This is a genomic window from Actinotalea sp. C106 (assembly GCF_023630195.1).
Classification (GTDB): Bacteria; Actinomycetota; Actinomycetes; order Actinomycetales; family Cellulomonadaceae; genus Actinotalea.
In genome coordinates, this window is the sequence record NZ_JALPKN010000388.1 from 1 (window position 1) to 2,421 (window position 2,421).

Genomic DNA, 2,421 nt, shown 5'->3' on the forward strand with positions numbered 1-2,421 from the left:
GCCGAGCGCGCGGACGAGGGGGGCCGCAGCCTCGCCGTCGTGCCGACGGCGTGGGCCCGGCAGGCAGGGTCGGCGGGGGTCGAGGCGGTGTGGGCCGAGGTCGCCGCCTTGGGCGAGGAGGCCTCGGGCAACCAGATGCGCGACCAGCTCACCTGCCACGCCCTGGGCGCCCCGGACAAGGCGAGCTGGAACCTCGAGCCGTGGCGCCCCGACGTCGGGCTCCTGGAGACCCTCGCGGCCCTCTGCAACCCGACCTGACCCCCGCCCCACCTACCCAGCCCACCTCCCTCGTCGAGATGTCACTTCTTGTCGGAACCGCCTCGCTGTGATGCGGCAAGAAGTGACATCTCGACGGGTGAGGCAGGTGGGGCGGGCGAGGCGGGTGGAGGCGGAGGGGCGGTCAGTCGGCCTGCCCGTGGGCGAGGACCGCGACCAGGACGAGGAGGACCGCGTAGCCGACGACCCCCGCGAGGAAGGGGCCGACCCGTGAGCGACCCGCCTGGGGCAGCTCTTCCTGGAAGACCGTGAGCAGTACCGATCCGGAGACGAGGGCCGTCATGAGGCTGACCGTCAGGGAGCTGGTCGGCGCGGCGATCCCGGCGGCCCCCCAGCCGACCAGCAGGGCTCCGGCCAGCACGAACCGTCCCACCCGGCGGTAGCGGTGCGGGTAGTGCTCGGCCAGCCCACGGTCGACCACCAGGACGTGCACGGCGATCGCGACGGTGAACACCGTCGCGCTCACGGCGTCCTCCGCGAGCCGCTCGGGCAGGGTGTAGGCGACGGCGATGTTGTAGAGGCCGAAGGCGCCGACGTGCACCGCGAAGGCCGCGCTGCTCGCCTCCCCCGCGCCGTCGCCAGGGCCGTGCCGCGGCGATCCCGTCCTCGCCGCGAAGCGCTCGGCCAGGTAGAACGTCGTGAAACCGGCGAGCGCGACGACGAAGACGGCGATCTCCTGGAGCGGGACCGGTGCGACCAGCCCGTCGAGCGTGGCCCCGACCACGGCCGCCCCCGCAGCGACCTCAGGTAGCAGGTGCAGGAAGACGTACGTGACCGAGATCCCTCCCGCGACAGAGACCACAGCCTGCTGGTGGCGTCCTACGGCGTCCCGGACCCGGCTCGCCATCAGGTGCACGACCACGAGCAGGAGGACCGGGACCAGCGCCACCAGGGCGTGGGAGGGCAGCAGGTTCATCCTTCGCGACGCTAGCCCGCTCCCTCGGCCCCCGCAGCGCCGGCGCGTCCGCCCACCACCGCGGCGCCCAGTACCCGGCGACCGGGTGACGCGGGGACGCCCCGCCACCAAGATGGGCCCATGGATCTCCCGGTGATGCCGCCCGTCGACCCGATGCTCGCCAAGGCCGTGCCCGAGATCCCCGCGGGCCAGCACTACGAGCCCAAGTGGGACGGGTTCCGGGCGATCGTGTTCCGCGACGGGAACGAGGTCGAGATCGGCAGCCGCACCACCAAGCCGATCACCCGGTACTTCCCCGAGGTGGTGGCCTCGGCCCTGCGCGAGCTGCCCGAGCGGTGCGTGGTCGACGGCGAGCTCGTGGTCACCAACGCCGACGCGACCGGCCTGGACTTCGAGGCCCTGCTGCAGCGGATCCACCCGGCCGACTCGCGTGTCCAGCAGCTCGCGCGGACCACCCCGGCGGCCTTCGTCGTCTTCGACCTGCTAGCCCTCGACGGCGAGGACCTCACCGGTCGGCCGCTGAGCGAGCGCCGATCCCTGCTCGAGGAGGCCGTGCCGGGTGGCGGCCCCGGGGTCTACCTGACGCGGACCACCACCGACCTGGCCGAGGCCCAGGAGTGGTTCGAGACCTTCGAGGGGGCCGGGCTCGACGGGGTGATCGCCAAGCGCACGGACCTGACCTACCAGCAGGGCAAGCGGGCGATGACCAAGATCAAGCACCAGCGCACGGCCGACTGCGTGGTCGCCGGCTACCGGGTGCACAAGAACGACGAGGCCGCGGTCGGCTCCCTGCTGCTCGGCCTGTACGACGACGAGGGGGTGCTCGCCTCGGTCGGGGTGACGAGCTCCTTCCCCATGGCCCGACGGCGTGAGCTCTTCGCCGAGCTGCAGGAGTGGGTGACGGACGCCGCGGACCACCCGTGGACCGCCGAGGCGCAGGCCTCGGGAACCCGCACCCCGCGCGAGGCCGAGACCAGCCGGTGGAACGCGGGCAAGGACCTGTCCTTCGTCCCGCTGCGCCCCGAGCGCGTGGTCGAGGTGCGCTACGACCACATGGAGGGCCGGCGCTTCCGGCACACCACCCAGTTCTCCCGCTGGCGGCCCGACCGCGAGGCAGCGACCTGCACGTACGCCCAGCTCGAGGTGCCCGTGCGCTTCGACCTGGGCGAGGTGCTCGCCGGATGAGCGCCCCGGGCACCGGGCCGACGGCGGCCGCAGCGGCCGGGCCC

At 73.5% G+C, this 2,421-nt stretch carries 3 protein-coding genes; 2 read left to right on the forward strand and 1 reads right to left on the reverse strand.

Annotation, left to right across the window (positions count from 1 at the left end):
* The coding region (locus tag L0B03_RS16695) for a DUF2599 domain-containing protein (RefSeq protein WP_250447966.1) at nucleotides 1–258 on the forward strand (258 nt) is incomplete at its 5' end.
* 142 nt (nucleotides 259–400) lie between these two features.
* On the opposite strand, the gene L0B03_RS16700 is transcribed toward L0B03_RS16695, so the two are convergent.
* Nucleotides 401–1,192, reverse strand: coding sequence for a hypothetical protein (locus L0B03_RS16700; protein ID WP_250447968.1), 792 nt, complete (start codon nucleotides 1,190–1,192; stop codon nucleotides 401–403).
* A gap of 120 nt (nucleotides 1,193–1,312) precedes the next feature.
* Between L0B03_RS16700 and L0B03_RS16705 the strand changes: the two genes are divergently transcribed.
* Nucleotides 1,313–2,377, forward strand: coding sequence for an ATP-dependent DNA ligase (locus L0B03_RS16705; protein WP_250447970.1), 1,065 nt, complete (start codon nucleotides 1,313–1,315; stop codon nucleotides 2,375–2,377).
* The last annotated feature ends 44 nt before the right edge of the window (nucleotides 2,378–2,421 follow it).

Bases quoted from the DNA above. Each gene is read 5' to 3' on its own strand.
- L0B03_RS16700 (WP_250447968.1), bottom strand. From the start codon at position 1,192: ATGAACCTGCTGCCCTCCCACGCCCTGGTGGCGCTGGTCCCGGTCCTC.
- L0B03_RS16705 (WP_250447970.1), top strand. From the start codon at position 1,313: ATGGATCTCCCGGTGATGCCGCCCGTCGACCCGATGCTCGCCAAGGCC.